This is a genomic window from Streptosporangium sp. NPDC002721 (assembly GCF_042888905.1).
GTDB lineage: Bacteria > Actinomycetota > Actinomycetes > Streptosporangiales > Streptosporangiaceae > Streptosporangium.
The window spans coordinates 256384-271771 of the sequence record NZ_JBIAQI010000007.1 but is presented as its reverse complement, the minus strand read 5'-3'; the positions used below and the strand labels follow the sequence as shown (position 1 = coordinate 271771).

The window sequence follows — 15388 nt, the reverse complement described above, 5'->3', positions numbered from 1 at the left end:
AGCACGGGCAGTGCAGAAAGCGCGGACGGCTCAGGCAGCACGGGCAGTGCAGAAAGCGCGGCCAGTCCGCCCCCGCATGGCCCGGAGATACGCGACATCCCGCCCATAACCCGGCATAAGCTCCTAGGTAAGGTGCCTTCTATTGATTTGGTGCTGACGCAGGAGGCTTTCAGTGGGCGTTTCCGTGGCGTACGTGACCTTCGCCGACCCGGACGGGTTCGACGACGAGAAGGAGGTCGTCGTCACGGCGTGGGCCGAGGAGGGGATCGCCGGGGAGATCGTGCGGTGGGACGACCCCGAGGTCGACTGGGCCGCGTTCGACGCCGCCGTGGTGCGTACGCCGTGGGACTACGTGGAGCGGCGGGCGGAGTTCCTCGCCTGGGCCCATCGGACGGAGTCGGTCACCCGGCTGCTCAATCCGGCGGCCGTGCTGGAGCGCAACACCGACAAGACCTACCTGCGGGAGCTGGACGCGCCGATCATCCCGACCTACTGGGTTGGGGCGGGGGAGGCCGTGGACTTTCCCGTCCTGGACGAGTACGTGGTCAAGCCCTCGATCTCGGCGGGGGCCCGCGACACGATCAGGACCCGGGACCGGGAGGAGGCCGAGGCCCACGCGGCCCGGCTGGCGGCCGGGGGGCGGACCGCGATGATCCAGCCGTACCTGGACATGGTCGAGAGCGAGGGGGAGACCTCGCTGCTGTACTTCGGCGGCCGGTTCAGTCACGCCGTCCGGCGCAACGCGATGCTGGTGGAGAGCGCGAGCAGGCCGGGGCAGGGGAACGACCACGGGGAGCTCCGCGTCCCCGAGCCCGACCAGTTCGCCCTGGCCGAGCGGGTGCTCGGCGAGTTCCCCGAAGTGCTCTACGCGCGGGTGGACCTGGTCCGCCTGGCCGACGGGAGTCCGGCTCTCATCGAGGTCGAGCTCACCGAGCCTTACCTGTTCCTGCGGTACGCCCCCGGGGCCGCCGCCAACCTGGCCCGCGCCCTGGCCGAGGCGCTCTGACTCCCGCGAAACCGAAACGCGACGGCGCGCGTCCCGGGGAAGGAGACGCGCGCCGCACTGCTAAACAAGCCGCACTGCTAAACAAGCCGCACTGCTAAACAAGCCGTACCGCTGACAGGAAGGGCTACTGAGGCATCACCACCGCGAGCGGGGAGACCCCGGCGGTGCGCAGGGCGCCGGGGAGCTTCCGGGCCCAGGGGTGTTCGTGCAGGTCGAGCTCCTCGGGGTTGGCGACCGTGAACCGGACGGCCCCGCCGGTGGCGGGCTGCTCGGTCCAGGTGGCGCCGAAGCCCTTCAGCGCCGCGGCGACCTTGTCGCGGTCGGCCGCGGGGACCGTGACGCGGATCGGCGCGCCGCGGTCCGGGATGGCCGCGGCGGCCCGGGAGGCCTCGGGTGCGGAGGGCGTGGAGGGGAGCGCCCGCGCCCTCGCGGAGGCGGACGGCAGGTCGGCGGTGATCGCGTTGGACACGATCTTCGCTGTGCCGTCGGTGAAGGCGCGGAAGTTCGGCTCGGCGGCGAACAGCACCGCGTGGCCGGCGCCCACCGGCTCGTCGACCGCCGCCGCCGTCCCGCCGAGCTCCTCGGCGCCCAGCGCGAAACCGGACTGGTACCAGTCGGGCGAGTTCGCGGCAGGGTAGGAGGACACCACGTGCGCGGGGTCGGCGGCGCGCATGACCAGGTCGTACGCGTAGAACTGCATGACGCTCGACCCGACGTTCCCGCTCAGCGGCCCGGCGGCCACGGTGGTACGGAAGAGCGTGCCGGGGATGTCCGAGGTCGGCTCGGTCAGCGTCACGCCGGAGACCCCGGCCAGGACGGCGAGCTGGGTGCCGCCCGCCCAGCCGATGTACCGTCCGCCGCCGCTGACCCAGTCGCGCAGCGCCGCGCGCCCGGCGTCGCCGAGGGTGGTGTTCGCCGCGTTGGCCGAGCCGTCGGGTACGAGCACCACGTCGAGCCCGGTCAGCTTGCCCGCGGCGACGTCGGCCGGGGTGAGCACCGTGTAGGGCAGCTTCCAGTCGCGGTCGAGGCGGTGCCGCAGCCAGCCGGAGGACTCGGCGGCGTTCTGCGCCGTGCCGCCGGACAGCTGCAGGACCCCGATCTTGCGGGAGGTCGTCACCTTGGCCGACGGGGCGCCCACCGGCTGGACCGGCGTCGCGAGGGGCAGCAGCACCTGGCCGGAGGACCCGCCGGAGACGTTGCCGAGCAGCGGCAGGCTCCACGCGGTCACGTCGTAGAAGTACGGGAACGGCGTGTAGGTGTCCTCGTTCAGCATGGCCTGGATCCAGTGCTTCTGGCCCTGGGCCATCGGGATCCAGTAGGTGCCCCTGGGCAGGGTGGTCCTGGCCTCGGGCCTGCCGTACGCCTTGAAGTCCCTGACCGTGAGCGGCAGGGCGAGCTTGTACACCTGGACGTCCATGCGCTGGAGCCGCCGTACGATCAGCTCGGTCTCGGCCTTCTTGGCCGGGTCGTCGGCGCGCAGGAAGTAGTGGCGCACCTTGCGGTCGGGAACCTGGGTGATGACCTCGTTGCCCGGGTTGTAGACCTGGTTCGGCTCCAGCTTGCCGTCGAGCCCCTGCTTGAGCGCGTCGGCGTACATGCGGTGCCAGGTGGTGAGGATCTCGGTCTTCTTCTCCGCCGCGGCCGAGAGCGAGACCCACTGGGTCAGCCACTGCTCGAAGGCTCGGGCCGCGATCGGGGAGGCGTTCCCCTTCTCGAACGTCATGCCCGCCGCGTTGAACCCGGCCGTCGGGACCGTGTCGCCGTAGCCCATGTAGAACATGTCGTAGACGTCGCGGTTGAAGAACGGGATCCCGCGCTCGGTGAACTCGTCGATCATCGCGGCGCCGTAGGTGTTGTTGATCCAGTCGATCGTCGGCTCGGCGATGTCGTGGTAGAACGGGTCGGCGTTCGGCGGGAAGAAGTACTCGGTGCCGCCCATCTCGTGGGCGTCGATGAAGAGCTGCGGCGGATACTTGCGCATCAGCTCGATCTTGCCGTCGGTCTCCGGCTGGGTCCGCGCGAACCAGTCGCGGTTCATGTCGAACGAGTAGGCGTTGCGCCGGGTGTCGGCCTCGCGGCCGTCGGGGTTCTGCGTCGGCAGGATCACCACGACGGCGTTGTCCAGGATGCGCTTGGCCGCGCAGTCGTCCCGTCCGGCCAGGTCGTGCAGGGTCCTCAGCGCCGCGTCGGTGCCGCTCTCCTCGCCGCCGTGCACGTTTCCGGCGACCCACAGGATCGCGGGGGTGTTCCTGGCGAGGACCTTCGCCGCGGAGGCGGGGGTGAGGGGGTTGCGCAGCAGCTTGATCGAGGTCTCGATCGCGCGCAGGTTCCTGATGTTGTGCGAGGTGCCGACGATCGCGTACTTCAGCGGGCGTCCCTCGGCGCTCGTGGCCAGGGTGCCGGAGACGACCCGGTCGCTGGCCCTGTCTATCGCGGTGAGCAGGGTGTCGGACTCGGCCGAGGTGACCTCCCGCTCACCGAGCTCGAAGCCGAGCACGCTCTTCGGCGTCGGTACCTTGCCGTTGTACGCGGGGGTAGTCCGGGTGGCGTCACAGGTGGTCACGGGGGGTGCGGCCGGGGTAGGTTCCGCCTGGGCGGCTCCGGCGGGAAGGGCGATGGCAACGGCCAGTACGACCGGTGCCATCACCTTGAAACGCTTCAGCATGAAGCAAAGCTGTCATCTGAAAGAAATGACGGCAAGAGGGAAAATTTTACGCTTGTGTTACGGATAGTGCTTTTGAGGTATTCGTAACCAACAGTGATGAAAATAGATTTATGGGCGAAAGGTCCGCTTCTGGCGGCGGAACCCCCCGGTCGCCGGCGGGGGGCTACGCGTGGCCGGAGATGCCGCCGTCGACCGGGATCACGGTCCCGGTGAGGTAGGCGCCGGCGCGCGAGGACAGGAAGATCGCGGTGCCCGCCATGTCCTCGGGACTGCCGATCCTGCCCAGCGGGACGTGGGAGGCGACCACCGCGCGCGTCGCCGGGTCGTCGAGCGCGAAGGCCATCATCTTCGACTCGAACGGCCCCGGGGCGATCGCGTTGACCGTGATCGACTCCTTGGCGAGCCGCTGGGACAGGTGCCGGGTGAGCATGTGCACGGCCGCCTTCGCCGCCGAGTAGGCGTAGTTCTCCATCGTCGGTACCCGGATACCGTCCACCGAGCCGATGTTGATCACCCTGGCCGGGTCCTCCGGGCTCGCGGCGGCGCGCAGCAGCGGCAGGAACCGCTGGGTCAGGTAGAACACGCCCTTGACGTTGATCCCCCAGAGCTTGTCGAAGGCCTGCTCGGGGTACTCCTCCAGTGGCGCCCCCCAGGTCGCCCCGGCGTTGTTCACCAGCACGTCGAGCCGCGACTCCCGCTCCGCGACCGCCTCGAACAGCGCGGACACCCCGTCCTCGGTGGACAGGTCGGCGGGTATCGCGGTGCATCCCAGCTCGGCGGCCGTCTTGCCGACCTCGGCCGCCTTCCGCGAGGAGATGTAAACCGTGGCGCCCGCGTCGACGAACCCGGCCGCGATCATCCGGCCGATGCCCCGGGACCCGCCGGTGACGACGACGGTCTTGCCTTCCACCGAGAACAGAGTCATGTTCTGTAGCATGCCGCACCCCGGTGATCTCGTCCATACCAACCGGTCGGTTCCGGGTGGTCGAGTATCCCGTTCATGGCCTGAAATCCCCTTTGTGTCGGTTCGTTCCGGAGGGCTTGAAAAATAATGTCGCCAAATAAAACGAGAGTGAAACAATCTTCCACCGCTCGTTGACACGCGCCGTTCGTATGGTGTGCCTTCGTTGTCAGGAGTCACCGATCCGAAGGCGGGGGTACGGCATGCTCAGAACGGGTGCGCGCCTGGCGGCGCTGGGCCTGGGACTGTCGGTGGCGCTGTCGGCGACGGCGCTTCCCCTCGCCCACGCGTCACCTCTCCCCTCGGAGGCCCCCTCGAAGGCCCCCTCGAAGGCTCCTTCGAAGGCTCCTTCGAAGGCCCCCTCGGAGGTCCTCTCGAAGGCCCTCGCCCCCTCGGAAACCCTCGCGCTCCCCGCAGCCCGAGCCCCCCGCCCGGAGAAGAGGATCGTCCGGCTGGGCGCGACGCAGAGCATGGACTCGATGAACCCGTTCCTCGCGGTCCGGCTGATCTCGACGTCGATCCACCGCTGGACGTACGGCTACCTCACGGTGGCCGATCCCAAGACCCTGAAGCCCGGCCCCGACCTCGCCGAGTCGTGGAAGACGTCCCCGGACAAGCTGACCTGGACCTTCACGATCCGCTCCGGCGCCACCTGGTCGGACGGAAAACCCGTCACCGCGGGGGACGCCGCGTGGACCCTCAACAAGATCATGACGGACGACGCGGCCAAGACGGCCAACGGCCCGGCCGTCGAGAACTTCGACACCGTGACGGCGCCCGACGACCGCACCCTCGTCATCAGGACGAAGAAGCCCCAGGCCTCGATGCTGGAGCTGCCGGTCCCGATCATGCCCAAGCACGTGTGGGAGGGCGTTCCCGACGTCGGCACCTTCGAGAACGAGACCTACCCCGCCGTCGGCAGCGGCCCCTACATCCCCGTCGAGCACAGCAAGAACAACTACGTGAAGCTGCGGGCCAACCCGTCGTACTGGCGCGGCGCTCCCGCCATCGACGAGCTGCACGTCGTCTTCTACGAGAACCCCGAGGCGGCGAACGCCGGGCTGAGGAAGGGCGACGTCGACTGGATCGGACGGCTGGCACCCCCGCAGTTCGAGGCGCTCGCGGGTGACCCGAACCTCGTGCGGTGGAACACCCAGGGCCGCCGCGCCGGCTACCTGCAGCTCAACCCGGGCGCCGAGACGGCGGACGGCGAGCCGATCGGCGACGGGCACCCCGCGCTGAAGGACGCCAGGGTGCGCAGGGCGATCCACCACGCGATCGACAAGAAGACCCTCGTCGCGCAGGTGCAGAACGGGCTCGCCGTCCCGGCCGACGGCTCGATCATCCCGCCGATGTACCGGGAGTTCTTCTGGAGGGCCGAGGGTGACAAGGCCGTCACCTTCGACCCGGCCGAGGCCGGCCGCATCCTCGACGAGGCCGGGTACGCCAAGGGTGCCGACGGGATCAGGACCATGCCCGGCGGGGGCCGCAGGCTGGAGATGCGCTTCAGCATCCACACCGAGGACCCCGTCGAGGACAAGCTCGCCCAGTTCCTCACCGGCTGGCTCAGGGACGTCGGCATCCAGATCACCACCCGCAGGCTCGACTCCAACAAGTTCACCGAGGAGACGGGCGGCACCGCGCTCTACGACATCGCGATCAGCGGCTGGTCGGTCAACCCGGACCCCGAGGAGGTCCTCGCCACCCACCTGTGCAGCCGCAGGCCCACCGCGAGCGGCGAGGGCGGCGGCACCGAGTCGTTCTTCTGCGACGACGAGTTCGAGAGGCTCTATCAGGAGCAGCTGGCCGAGCTCGACAGGCCCGCGCGCGTCGAGCTGATCAAGCGGATGCAGGAACGGCTCTACACCGAGGCCCCCGTCATCGCGCTCTACTACCCCAACAACCTGGAGGGCTACCGCAAGGACCGGATCGCCTCCATCACCCCGATCCCGGAGGACAAGGGCATCCTGTACGGCGGGAGCGGCTACTGGCCGGTCTACTCCCTGCGGGCGGTGCAGCGCGCCGCCCCCGCCGAGGACTCCGGGAACGGCGTCGTCCTGGCCGTCGCGGCGGTCGCCGTCGTGCTCGCCGGGACCGGGATCCTCCTCTTCGCCAGGCGGCGCCGCGCCACCGCCGACGAGCGCGAGTAGCGGCCGGTGAGCACCCTGCCGGGCGAGTTGACGAAGGCGCCGCCGGAGGAAGGCCGGGACGGTGCCCGCCGGAGCGTGGCGCGCTACGCGCTGACCAAGCTCGGCGGGGCACTGCTCGGCATCGGGCTGGTGATCGTCGCGACGTTCTTCCTGTTCCGCCTGATCCCCGGCGATCCCACCATCGCCTACACCCGCGACGTGCCGGTCACCCCGGAACAGCTCGCCCTGCTCAGGCGGCAGATGGGCCTGGACCGGCCGCTGGGCGAGCAGTTCCTGGACTTCGTCCTGCGAACCCTGCGGCTGGACCTCGGCACTTCGTACGAGTACCGCAGGCCCGTCGCCGAGCTCATCGGCGAGCGGGCCGGACCGACGCTGCTGCTGGCGGGCACCGGGCTCGCCGTCGCGGTCGGCCTGGGCATGTGGCAGGGCACCAGGGCCGCCTGGCGCCACGGCGGCCGGTTCGACCGCCTCTCCACGGGGACCGCGCTCACCCTGTGGTCGGTGCCGACCTTCTGGCTGGGGCTGCTGCTGCTCATGGTCCTGGCCGCGGGGACGGGCCCGATACCCGGCCTGTTCCCCACCCGGGGCATGGAGGACGTCGACGCGCCGGACGGGCCGCTCTACCTGCTGCACGTCGCCCACCACCTGGTGCTGCCGTGCCTCACCCTGGTCGCCGTCGTCTACGCGCAGTACCTGCTGGTCATGCGCTCCTCGCTGCTCGACGAGATCGGCCAGGACTACGTGACCACCGCCCGCGCCAAGGGCCTGCGCGACGACGAGGTCCGGCGCCGCCACGCGGTGCCGAACGCGCTGCTGCCGACGGTGACCCTGGTCTTCATGCAGATCGGCTTCGTGGTCGGCGGCGCGGTCTCGGTGGAGTTCGTCTACTCCTGGCCCGGCCTCGGCCTGCTGTTCGTCGAGGCGATCAGGGGACCCGACTACGCGGTCATGCAGGGGACCTTCATGCTCGTCTGCGTCGCGGTGATCGTCATGAACACGCTGGCCGACGTGGTCTACCACGTCCTGGATCCGAGGGTGAGGTCGGCGTGAGCACGAAGGAGGAGGACCCGGGCGCGGCCGGTGACGGTGCCGGGACGCCGTACACGGTCCGCGGTGACGCCGGGACGTCACGCGCGGTCGGTGGCGGCGTCCGGACGTCACGCGCGGTCGGTGGCGGCGCCGGGACGCCGCGTGCGATCGCCAGGGCGCGCCGCCGCGCCGCGTTCGCGCGGTTCCGCCGCGCGTACGGCCGCGACAGGGCCGGGTTGTACGGCGCGGCGATCCTGCTGGTCGCCGTCCTGGCGGCCCTCGTCACGCCGCTGGTCACCGACCCGTCCGGCATGGACGTGACCAGGGCGACGGGCGCCAAGCTGGCGCCGCCGAGCGCGGACTTCCCGCTCGGCACCGACGAGTCCGGCCGCTCGGTCCTGCTCATGCTCCTGTGGGGCGCGCGGGTCTCGCTGCTCATCGGGTTCGTGTCGGCACTGCTCAGCATGGTGATCGGCACGGTCCTCGGCATCGCGGCCGGGCACTTCCGGGGCTGGGTCGCGGCCGTGCTGATGCGCGTCACCGACTGGTTCCTGGTGCTGCCCACCCTGGTCCTGGCCCTGGTCCTCGCGGCCGTCCTCGGCGGCGGCACGTCCACGATCATCCTGGCGATCGGGGTGACCTCCTGGGCCTCCACGGCGAGGCTGATCCGGGCCCAGACGCTGGCGGTCGAGGCCAGGCCCTACATCGAGAGGTCCAGGGCGCTGGGCGCGGGGCACTGGCACGTCATGACCCGGCACGTGTTGCCGAACGTCGCCCCGCTGGTCCTGGCCAACACCACCCTCACGGTGGCCGGAGCCATCGTCACCGAGTCCACCCTCGCCTTCCTCGGCGCCGACTCGGGCCAGGTGTCGTGGGGCGGCATGCTGCGCGCCTCCTACGACTGGGGCGCGGCCACCTCGGGCGCCTGGTGGTACGTGCTGCCGCCCGGCCTGTGCATCGTCCTGGTCGTCCTGGCGTTCACCCTCTGCGGGCGCGCCCTGGAGACCGTGCTCAACCCGCGCCTTCGGGGGGCCTCGTGACCGTACTCGACCCGCCTCTTCCATCGGTCCCGGCCATGCCTGGCCCGCGGCTTCCATCGGCCCCGGCCATGCCAGGCCCGCGGCTTCCAGCGGCCCCGGCCATGCCTGGCCCGCGGCTTCCAGCGGCCCCGGCCATGCCAGGCCCGCGGCTTCCAGCGGCCTCGTCCGTCCCCGGCCCGCGGCTTCCCGCAGCCTTGGCCATGTCCGGCCCGCGCGTCCGGGAGGTTTCGTGAGCCTGCTCGAACTGCGCGACGTGGCGGTGACCTACCGGAGCGCGGCCGGGGACGTCCCCGCGGTGCGGGGCGTCTCGCTCTCTCTGGCGGAGGGCGAGGCGCTCGGCGTGGCGGGGGAGTCGGGATCGGGCAAGTCGACGCTGGCCATGTCACTGCTGCGGCTGCTGCCCAGGGACGCGCTGGTGTCCGGGGAGATCCTGCTGGACGGCGAGGACGTTCTCACGATGAGCTGGGGGCGGCTGCGCGCGGTCCGGTGGGCGTCTGCCTCCCTGGTCTTCCAGGGGGCCCAGCACGCCCTGAACCCGGTGCGCAGGATCGGCGACCAGATCGCCGAGCCGTTGCGGGTGCACGGCATGGCGACCGGCGCGGCGGCGCGGCGCAGGACGGCGGAGCTGCTGGAGCAGGTCGGCCTGCCCGCCTGGCGGGCGCGTGGCTACCCGCACGAGCTCTCCGGCGGGCAGCGCCAGCGCGTGATGGTCGCGATGGCGCTCGCCTGCTCGCCGCGCCTGATCGTCGCCGACGAGCCGACCACCGCGCTGGACGTGATGATCCAGGCGCAGGTGCTCTCGCTGATCCGCTCGCTCGTCGCCGGGCACGGGATCGGCCTCGTCATGATCTCTCACGACCTGTCGGTCCTGGCCGCGACGTGCGACCGGCTGGCGGTCATGTACGCGGGCCGCGTGGTGGAGTCCGGCCCCTCGCGCGAGGTCTTCCGGGACGCCAGGCACCCCTACGGCAGGGCGCTGGCCGAGGCCTTCCCCACCGTCGGCGATCCCGCCTCCAGGATGGCGCCCAGGGGGCTGGGCGGCGACCCGCCCGACCCGGCCCACCTGCCCGCCGGGTGCTCCTTCCATCCCCGCTGCCCGGTGTCGCTCGTCTCGTGCGCGTCGGAGCCGGTCGAGCTCTGGCCGGTGGGCCGTAATAGAGGCCGTGCCGAGGCGTCGCACACCGCCGCGTGCGTCCACGTCCGCGCCCACCGGGAGATCCCATGACCCTGCTCGAAGCGCGGGACCTGCGGGTGGAGTTCGCCTCGCGCGGGCGCCGGGCCCGCGCGGTGGACGGGGTGAACCTCGTCGTGGGCCAGGGGGAGATCGTCGCGCTGGTCGGCGAGTCCGGCTGCGGCAAGACGACGCTGGCCCGCACCCTGCTCGGCCTGGAACGGCCCGCCTCGGGGTCGGTCCTGTACGGCGGGGTCCCGCTGGGGTACTCCTCGCGCGCGCTGCGGGCCCACCGGCGCGAGGTGCAGCTCGTCCTCCAGGACCCCACCGGCTCGCTCAACCCCCGGCACACCGTCTACGAGGCGGTGGCCGAGGGGCCGCGCATCCACCGCCTGCCCGGGGAGGGGGAGCGGGTCGCGTCGGCGCTGTCGCGCGCCGGGCTGCGGCCCCCGGAACGCTTCTTCGACCGCCACCCGCACGAGCTGTCCGGCGGCCAGCGCCAGCGCGTCGTCATCGCCGGGGCCCTCGCGCTCGACCCCAGGGTGCTGGTCGCCGACGAGCCGGTGGCCTCGCTGGACGCGTCGGTGCGCGGCGAGATCCTCGCGCTGCTGCTCCGCCTCCGCGACGAGCTGGGCCTGTCGGCGCTGGTCGTCACCCACGACCTCGGGCTGGCCTGGAACATCGCCGACCGCGTCGCGGTGATGTACCTCGGCAGGATCGTCGAGTCGGGGCCCGTGGAGCGGATCCTCACCGAGCCCTCGCACCCGTACACCCAGGCGCTGCTGTCGGTCCTGCCGGAGTCGCCGTCGCCCGTGGTGCTGGGCGGCGAGCCGCCGGACCCGACCCGGATCCCGCCGGGCTGCCGCTTCCACCCGCGCTGCCAGGTGCTGGCCTCGGGCGCGGCGGCCGAGGCGGGGGTCGACGGGCTGTGCGTGTCACGGCCGCTGCCCGTGCTGCCCTCCCCGCCCTCCCTGCCCTCCCCGTCCTCCTTCGCCGCCGCCCAGGTCGCCTGCCACCACGCCGAGGCCCGCGCGGCCTCGGCCCGGCACGAGGCCGACGCCGACGCCGAGGCCGAACGGCGGTGAGACGCGGGGGAGTCAGAGGCCGGGGAGGCGGCCGTTCCTGAACAGGTCGACGAAGAGCCCGTGGTCGGCCCTGGCCCGCGCCCCGTAGGCGTGGGCGAAGTCGACGAGGGCACGGGTGAAGCCGTCGGTGTCGCCGCCGATCACGGCCACGATCGCGTCCTCGGTGGAGAAGTCGACCAGGTCGTGGCTGGACTCGTCGTCGGCCACCGAGTGCATCCTGGCCACGGCCCGGCCCAGGTCGCGGATGACCGAGGCCAGCTCCTCCGGCTCGTTGACGTCGCCCCAGTCCAGGTCGGCGGAGTAGGGGGAGACCTCGGCGACCATCTGGCCGACGCCGTTCAGCGTGGTGTAGCCGAGCCACGGGTCGGCGTACGCCTGCAGGGCGCGCTGCGACTCGGCGGTGCGGTGGCCCTGGTGCCGGAAGTAGCCGTGCACCTTCTCGTCGGTGATGTGCCGCGCCACGGCCGGGACCTGGGCCTGCTTCATGTAGAGGATGACGTCGTTCTCCAGGGCCTGGGTGTGGCCCTCCAGGAGCATGTTGTACGAGGGCAGCCCGGCCGAGCCGATCCCGATGCCGGTGCGCAGCGCGAAGTCCTTGATCTTGTGCTCGACCTCGGAGACCGCCGGAAGGGTCGTCAGGTAGTCGCGGAAGGCCACCTCCACCGCCTCGCGGGTCTCCTGGTCCACCGGGTAGCGGCCGTCCATGACGGCGAACCTGCGGTCGAAGTTCTCGACGGTGGTCTCCAGGTCCAGCAGTGCCACCCGGGTGTTCAGCCGGGCGAGCTGCAGCACCCGGTGGAGCACACCGCTCGTGGTCTCCAGGGTGAGCGCGCCGATCGCGTCGTCCCCTCCGGCCGAGATGCCGTGCAGCTCGGAGAGGTAGGCGTGGGCGAACCCGGTCACCAGCTCGCCGATGACGTCGTCCGACAGCGCCTTGGCGTACCCGATGAGCGCGACGCTGGCCGCGAACCGCCGCAGGTCCCAGATGTAGGGGCCGACGTAGGCCTCGTCGAAGTCGTTGACGTTGAACACCAGGACGCCCGAGGCGTTCATGTAGGTGCCGAAGTTCTCGGCGTGCAGGTCACCGTGGATCCAGACGCGCCGCGTCTGCTCGTCCAGGAAGGCGTCGTCGGCGAACGCGCCGGTCATGTCCGCGTAGAACAGGCAGGCACTGCCCCGGTAGAAGGCGAAGGGCGAGGCGGCCATCTTCCGGAACTTGCGCCGGAAGGCGGCGGGGTCGCGCTTCATGGAATCACCGAACTCGGTGATCAAGACGTCGAGAATGTGCGCCGAGCGCCCATCGGTGGTCATGGTGGGCAGGTTAAGTCGCGGGACCGAAACTCCGCCACACCCGGAATGTCACGGATCTGGAACGCGCCAACGAGCCGCCCCGTTCCCGTCCGGCTCGCCGGACCGGTCACGGTCCTCCCGAAAGGCGTCGACAACCGTGCCGGACGATCATAGGTTCGCGGTGGGGGCGGGAACCGCGGGAGGGCGCGGGGCACGAAGGACGGCCGAGAGAAGAATTCGTCGGAGAGAGGCGCGGAGGTCGGCATGGCGGTGCTGGAGGGCAGGACCGCGGTGGTCACCGGGGGGTCGAGGGGCATCGGCCGGGCGATCGTGGAGCGTCTCGCCCGTGACGGCGCGGACGTCGTCTTCACCTACGCGAAGGCCGTCACCTCCGCGGGCGAGGTGGAGCGGACCGTCAAGGAGGCGGGCGGGAGCGCCCGCGCCGTCCAGGTCAACCTCGGCAAGCGCGGTGCCGCGCAGTGGCTGATGGAGACCGCGGAGGAGCATCTGGGCGGTCTCGACATCCTGGTCAACAACGCCGCGCTGAGCTTCACCCCGATCCCCATCGCGGAGACCACCGAGGAGATGTACGACCGCGCCATGGCGGTCAACGCCAAGGCCGCCTTCCTCACCATCCGGTACGCCGCCAAGCACATGCGCGACGGCGGCCGTATCGTCAACATCTCCACGCTCAACACCGTCCGTCCCGCGGCCGGCATCGTCCCCTACGCGGCGAGCAAGGGCGCCCTCGAACAGCTGACCGCCGTCGCGGCCCGCGAGCTCGGCGAGCGGGGCATCACCGTCAACACGGTCTCCCCGGGCGCCACGGACACCGACCTGCTGCGTGGCACCAACCCGGAGGAGCTCCTGACCCAGATCGCCGCCCTCACTCCCCTCTCCCGCCTCGGCGACCCCTCGGACATCGCGGACGTCGTGGCCTTCCTGGCGGGCCCGGACGGCCGCTGGCTCACCGGCCAGAACCTCCAGGCCAACGGGGGTCTCAGCTGAGAGCCTTCCTGGAGGGCCTGGGCGGCCGTCGGCTCACGGGCAGGCGGCTTCAGCCGACAGAGGGCCGCCGGTGGTCTCAGCTGACAGGGTCTTCCTGGCGGGCCTGGCGGGCCTGGCGGGCCTGGCGGGCCTGGCGGGCCGTCGGCTCGTGGGCCGGGGCCCTCCGGGCCGGCGACGGCCTCGGCCGACAGGTCAGCGGGCGAACAGGCCGCTGTAGGCGTTCAGCGCCGGCTGGCCGCCCAGGTGCGCGTACAGGACGGTGGCGTCGCGGGGGATCTCCCCGCCGGTGACGAGGTCGATCAGACCGGCCATCGACTTGCCCTCGTAGACCGGGTCGATGATCATGCCCTCCAGCTCGCCGGTGAGCCGGATCGCGTCCAGGGTCGACTCGACCGGGATCCCGTACAGGTCGCCGGCCCACCCGTCCAGGATCGTGATCTCGTCGTCCCACAGGGGCCGGCCGACGCCGATGAGCTCGGCCGTGGCCCTCGCTATCCGGGCGACCTGGTCGCGGGTCTCCCCGAGCTTCGCGCTCGCGTCGATCCCGATCACCCGGCGCGGCCGGCCGCCGTCCTCCTCCAGCGCGGCGAATCCGGCGATCATGCCGGCCTGGGTCGAGCCGGTGACCGCGCAGACCACGACGGTGTCGAAGAAGACGCCCAGCTCGCGTTCCTGCCGCGCCACCTCGTACGCCCAGTTCGCGAAACCGAGCCCGCCGAGGCGGTGGTCGGAGGCGCCCGCCGGGATCGGGTACGGCGTGCCGCCGCGCGCTTTCACGTCCTCGATCGCCCGGTTCCACGAGTCCTTGAAGCCGATGCCGAAACCGGCCGGGTCGAGCCGGACCTCGGCGCCCATGATCCGGCTGAGCATGATGTTGCCGACCCGGTCGTTGACGCAGTCCGGCCAGTCGACCCAGTTCTCCTGTACCAGCACCGCCTTCAACCCCAGCGACGCGGCGACGGCGGCGACCTGGCGGGTGTGGTTGGACTGGTACCCGCCGATCGACACCAGCGTGTCGGCGCCCCGCGCGAGCGCGTCCGGGACGATGTACTCCAGCTTGCGGGTCTTGTTGCCGCCGTAGGCGAGTCCCGAGTTGCAGTCCTCGCGCTTGGCCCAGACCGACGCCCCCCCGAGGTGCCGGCTGAGGCGCGGCAGGGGGTGGACGGGGCTCGGCCCGAAGGTCAGCGGGTGGCGGGGAAAGTCGGACAGGGTCATGCTCACTCCTCGGTGGCGGGCAGCGTGCGCCAGGTGTCGAAGGCGACCGCCGCCGCCTGGTCCGCGTCCCCGGCGGCACAGAGCCGGATCAGGTTGTCGTGCCGGGCGAGGGACGCGCGTCCGCCCAGCGACGAGAAGCGCAGCCGCTCGGCGCGCCGCAGTACCGGTGTGAACTGGTCGAGGACCGAGGCCAGGGCCCGGTTGGAGGCCACCCTCACCGGGATGCCGTGCAGCTCGTCGTCGGCGCGCAGGGCCGCCTCGACGTCGCCCTGCTCGATCGCCGCGCGGAACCGGTCGTTGGCCTGGCGCATCGCGTCGAGGTCGGCCTCGGTGAGACCGCCCACCGCTTCGCGGACGGCGAGTTCGTGCATCGCCGCCACCACGTCGCGGGCCTCGTGGACGTCGCGCAGGTTCAGCGAGCTCACCGTCGTGGAACGTCCCGGCTGGGCCACGACCAGCCCGGCCTCCGCGAGACGCAGCAACGCCTCGCGGACGGGGGTGCGGCTGACCCCGAGCCAGGCCGCCAGCTCGACGTCGCGTAACTGCTCGCCGGGCGCGAGGCTGCCGTCGACGATGGCGTCGCGCAGGCGTTGGTAGACGTTGTCGCGCAGGAGGTGCCGGTCGATGGCGGGGGTGTTGTGCGGGATGGGCATGCAATATATTGCACACACCGAACAGGAAACTGCAAGCGAGCCGGGACGTTTGACAGTGCCAGCAATATATTGCATATTTCATTCCAGGGCGGCGGCCGTCGTCCCTCGTACCGAA

General features: G+C 71.5%; 12 protein-coding genes. 7 read left to right on the top strand and 5 right to left on the bottom strand.

Annotation, left to right across the window (positions count from 1 at the left end):
* The first annotated feature begins 172 nt into the window (after positions 1-172).
* A complete protein-coding gene (locus ACFYWM_RS11915) occupies positions 173-1006 on the top strand; it encodes a RimK family alpha-L-glutamate ligase (RefSeq protein ID WP_389912538.1) in 834 nt (277 codons plus the stop codon).
* A 124-nt stretch (positions 1007-1130) separates the two neighbouring features.
* Here ACFYWM_RS11915 and ACFYWM_RS11910 read toward each other — a convergent pair whose 3' ends face one another.
* Together ACFYWM_RS11910 and ACFYWM_RS11905 are read right to left on the bottom strand one after the other, a co-directional pair.
* Complete coding sequence (locus tag ACFYWM_RS11910; RefSeq protein WP_389912535.1) at positions 1131-3671, bottom strand: M14 family zinc carboxypeptidase; 2541 nt, start codon at positions 3669-3671, stop codon at positions 1131-1133.
* Between the two features lie 163 nt (positions 3672-3834).
* Entirely contained in the window at positions 3835-4596 is a 762-nt protein-coding gene (locus tag ACFYWM_RS11905; protein ID WP_389912532.1) for an SDR family oxidoreductase, read from the bottom strand.
* A 239-nt stretch (positions 4597-4835) separates the two neighbouring features.
* Here ACFYWM_RS11905 and ACFYWM_RS11900 point away from each other — a divergent pair, with 239 nt between their 5' ends.
* From ACFYWM_RS11900 to ACFYWM_RS11880, 5 genes are all read left to right on the top strand, one after another.
* On the top strand, positions 4836-6782 hold the full coding sequence (locus ACFYWM_RS11900) for an ABC transporter substrate-binding protein (RefSeq protein WP_389912530.1): 1947 nt from the start codon (positions 4836-4838) through the stop codon (positions 6780-6782).
* 6 nt (positions 6783-6788) lie between these two features.
* Positions 6789-7832 carry an ABC transporter permease gene (locus ACFYWM_RS11895; RefSeq protein ID WP_389912527.1) on the top strand — a complete coding sequence of 348 codons (1044 nt, stop codon included), beginning with the start codon at positions 6789-6791 and terminating at the stop codon, positions 7830-7832.
* Positions 7833-7978: 146 nt separating this feature from the next.
* Positions 7979-8851 (top strand): ABC transporter permease, encoded by an 873-nt coding sequence (locus ACFYWM_RS11890; protein WP_389912732.1) that lies wholly within the window; start codon positions 7979-7981, stop codon positions 8849-8851.
* A 229-nt stretch (positions 8852-9080) separates the two neighbouring features.
* Positions 9081-10076 (top strand): ABC transporter ATP-binding protein, encoded by a 996-nt coding sequence (locus ACFYWM_RS11885; RefSeq protein WP_389912524.1) that lies wholly within the window; start codon positions 9081-9083, stop codon positions 10074-10076.
* Positions 10073-11107 carry an ABC transporter ATP-binding protein gene (locus ACFYWM_RS11880; RefSeq protein ID WP_389912521.1) on the top strand — a complete coding sequence of 345 codons (1035 nt, stop codon included), beginning with the start codon at positions 10073-10075 and terminating at the stop codon, positions 11105-11107. The genes ACFYWM_RS11885 and ACFYWM_RS11880 overlap by 4 nt, the downstream gene beginning before the upstream one ends.
* A 12-nt stretch (positions 11108-11119) precedes the next feature.
* On the opposite strand, the gene ACFYWM_RS11875 is transcribed toward ACFYWM_RS11880, so the two are convergent.
* Positions 11120-12418, bottom strand: a complete 1299-nt coding sequence (locus ACFYWM_RS11875; protein ID WP_389912518.1) for a DUF2252 domain-containing protein — start codon at positions 12416-12418, stop codon at positions 11120-11122.
* Between the two features lie 243 nt (positions 12419-12661).
* On the opposite strand from ACFYWM_RS11875, the gene ACFYWM_RS11870 reads away from it, so the two are divergent.
* Entirely contained in the window at positions 12662-13405 is a 744-nt protein-coding gene (locus ACFYWM_RS11870) for an SDR family oxidoreductase (protein ID WP_389912515.1), read from the top strand.
* A 192-nt stretch (positions 13406-13597) separates the two neighbouring features.
* On the opposite strand, the gene ACFYWM_RS11865 is transcribed toward ACFYWM_RS11870, so the two are convergent.
* Positions 13598-14620, bottom strand: a complete 1023-nt coding sequence (locus ACFYWM_RS11865; RefSeq protein WP_389912512.1) for a 1-aminocyclopropane-1-carboxylate deaminase — start codon at positions 14618-14620, stop codon at positions 13598-13600.
* Between the two features lie 2 nt (positions 14621-14622).
* Positions 14623-15273, bottom strand: a complete 651-nt coding sequence (locus ACFYWM_RS11860; protein ID WP_389912509.1) for a GntR family transcriptional regulator — start codon at positions 15271-15273, stop codon at positions 14623-14625.
* Positions 15274-15388: the final 115 nt, after the last annotated feature.

What these genes read in the sequence shown, in the direction of transcription:
- ACFYWM_RS11910 (WP_389912535.1), bottom strand. Translation starts at nt 3,671, where the DNA reads ATGCTGAAGCGTTTCAAGGTGATGGCACCGGTCGTACTGGCCGTTGCC.
- ACFYWM_RS11905 (WP_389912532.1), bottom strand. Translation starts at nt 4,596, where the DNA reads ATGACTCTGTTCTCGGTGGAAGGCAAGACCGTCGTCGTCACCGGCGGG.
- ACFYWM_RS11900 (WP_389912530.1), top strand. Translation starts at nt 4,836, where the DNA reads ATGCTCAGAACGGGTGCGCGCCTGGCGGCGCTGGGCCTGGGACTGTCG.
- ACFYWM_RS11880 (WP_389912521.1), top strand. Translation starts at nt 10,073, where the DNA reads ATGACCCTGCTCGAAGCGCGGGACCTGCGGGTGGAGTTCGCCTCGCGC.
- ACFYWM_RS11875 (WP_389912518.1), bottom strand. Translation starts at nt 12,418, where the DNA reads ATGACCACCGATGGGCGCTCGGCGCACATTCTCGACGTCTTGATCACC.
- ACFYWM_RS11870 (WP_389912515.1), top strand. Translation starts at nt 12,662, where the DNA reads ATGGCGGTGCTGGAGGGCAGGACCGCGGTGGTCACCGGGGGGTCGAGG.
- ACFYWM_RS11865 (WP_389912512.1), bottom strand. Translation starts at nt 14,620, where the DNA reads ATGACCCTGTCCGACTTTCCCCGCCACCCGCTGACCTTCGGGCCGAGC.
- ACFYWM_RS11860 (WP_389912509.1), bottom strand. Translation starts at nt 15,273, where the DNA reads ATGCCCATCCCGCACAACACCCCCGCCATCGACCGGCACCTCCTGCGC.